The sequence below is a fragment of the Bradyrhizobium campsiandrae genome, assembly GCF_014529705.1.
Taxonomy (GTDB): domain Bacteria; phylum Pseudomonadota; class Alphaproteobacteria; order Rhizobiales; family Xanthobacteraceae; genus Bradyrhizobium; species Bradyrhizobium campsiandrae.
In genome coordinates this window covers 1-1780 of sequence record NZ_JAANIH010000148.1, presented here as the reverse complement: position 1 = coordinate 1780, position 1780 = coordinate 1, and the positions used below count along the sequence as shown (strand labels likewise).

Sequence of the window (1780 nt, the reverse complement as noted above, 5' to 3'; positions counted from 1 at the left end):
GTAAGCGACGTCTACGTCCCATTCGCAAAGATTTGGAGGGACGGATTGCAAAGCGTTGGCGCGACGGATTGCAATCTGTTGATCCACGCGTTGGAAATCGTTGAAGTTGCGTGTGGAGGGACAACAGAGGATTACGGGCTTCGACCGAACGACCAGGGCATGAGTTCGTCGATCCGCGCCTGTGGGTGTCCGGTCGCGATCGCTTCGAGCGTCGCCTTCATCCAGGCGTAGGGCTCGATGTTGTTGATCTTGCAAGTGGCGATGAGCGAAGCTATGCGCGCCCATGAACGTCCGCCTTCGTCGTGACCTGCAAACAACGAATTTTTGCGCGTCAGCACGAGCGGTCTGATCTGATTTTCGACCGGGTTGGTGTCCAGCTCGATGCGGCCGTCGTCGAGAAACAAGGTAAGCCCGTCCCAATGGTTCAGGAGATAGGCGATCGCCTTGCCCATCTCACTGCCCGACGACAGGCGAGCGGCTTGCTCGCGCAGGAATCTCTCCAATTCGACGACGAGCGGCCGTGATCGTTGGTTGCGCGCCTTTTGTCGGACTGCGGCGTCGGCGCCACGGATCTCCTTCTCGATTGCATAGAGCGCGGCGATGCGCGCGAGGACGGCTTCGGCGATGGGTGAGCCGGCTTTCGGGGTCGCGGCGATGATCTCGCGCCTGGAGTGGGACCAGCATGCGGCCAGCCGCAGCGGCGCGCCGCCTTGACGCTCCGGTCGTGCGAGCCTGTGATAGCCTTGGTATCCATCGACCTGAAGGATGCCGTCGAAGCCGTCGAGGATATGCTCGGCATGTTTGCCACTGCGTCCTGGCGCGTAGTGGTAGACCACGATGGGTGGATCAGCGCCGCCGTGGCCGCGATCGTCGCGCAGGACAGCCCACAGATAGCCGGTCTTGGTTCGGCCCCGGCCCGGATCGAGCACGGGCGCTCTGGTCTCGTCCATGAACAAGCGGCCCGATTGCTTCATCACGACGCTCATGCGCTCGACCAGCGGCGCGAGGTGGAAGGCGACCGTTCCCATCCAATCCGCCAGAACGGCGCGATCGATGAGGATGCCATGCCGGGCCAGAACCTGGGACTGACGATAGAGCGGCATGTGCTCGCTGAACTTGGCGACCGCCACCTGCGCCAGCAGCGCCTCGGTGGGGAGGCCCCCCTCCACCAGATGGGCGGGCGCCGGCGCCTGGCGCACGCCGGCGCATCCTGTCGCGCAGGCGTAGCGCGGTCGCACCGTCTCGACCACACGATACTGGGCCGGCGTGACGTCGAGGCGTCTGGAGCGATCCTCGCCGATCCGGACCATCTGGCCGCAGCCGCAGGGACACTCGAGGCTCTTGGGTTCGATCACCTGCTCAATGCGCGGCAGGTGCGCGGGAAAGGCGCGGGCGGCGCGGCCGGCCCGGCGACCCGACGGTGCCGCGCCGGCGCGGCGCGCACGATCGTCCTGACGCTCCTGGACTTCGGCGATGGCGATCTCGATGTCTTCGAGCACCAGCTGCATCTGATCGGGATTGAATTTCTCCGAGCGTTTGCCGAAGCGTGCGCGCTCGTACTCCTTCACGAGCAGTTCGAGACGGTCGACGATCTGTTTGGACGCAGCTAGTTCGTTCTCGACATGGAGGCGCGCCACCCGTTCGTCATCAGCGCGACGACGCTCGGCTTCGAGCATCGCTTCCTGCGCGCTGAAGAGCGCTCGCAAATCGGCGGGCAGCGCTGCAAGACGGGCGGGATCAATCGCGGATGGTGACACATCCACAAGCTATCATCCCAAGG

General features: G+C 64.5%; 1 protein-coding gene. It reads right to left on the bottom strand.

The genetic code is table 11. The features are described 5' to 3' along the window. Positions 1–131: 131 nt before the first annotated feature. Positions 132–1676, bottom strand: coding sequence for an IS66 family transposase (tnpC, locus tag G8O24_RS42385; protein WP_244646395.1), 1545 nt, complete (start codon positions 1674–1676; stop codon positions 132–134). Positions 1677–1780: the final 104 nt, after the last annotated feature.

What these genes read in the sequence shown, in the direction of transcription:
- tnpC (WP_244646395.1), bottom strand. Translation starts at nt 1,676, where the DNA reads ATGCTCGAAGCCGAGCGTCGTCGCGCTGATGACGAACGGGTGGCGCGC.